Consider the following 364-nt stretch of genomic DNA (forward strand, 5'->3'; position numbering starts at 1 on the left):
CCACTTAGCTGTAATTTGGGACCTTAGCTGGCGGTCTGGGTTGTTTCCCTCTCCACGACGGACGTTAGCACCCGCCGTGTGTCTCCCGGATAGTACTTACTGGTATTCGGAGTTTGCAAAGGGTTGGTAAGTCGGGATGACCCCCTAGCTTAACAGTGCTCTACCCCCAGTACGTATTCGTCCGAGGCGCTACCTAAATAGCTTTCGGGGAGAACCAGCTATCTCCGAGTTTGGATTGGCCTTTCACCCCTAGCCATCAAGTCATTCCGCCTAACTTTTCAACATTAGTCGGTTCGGTCCTCCATTGTTGATGTTACTCAACCTTCACCGCCATGGCTAGATCACTCGGTTCCGGTCTATATCC

Annotated in this window: 1 rRNA gene; it reads right to left on the minus strand. The window is 51.9% G+C overall.

Going from position 1 to position 364, the window contains the following annotated elements:
* Window positions 1-364 (minus strand): 23S ribosomal RNA (locus tag CIK04_RS30290); the annotation flags it as partial.

Source organism: Vibrio sp. 03_296, assembly GCF_002265885.1.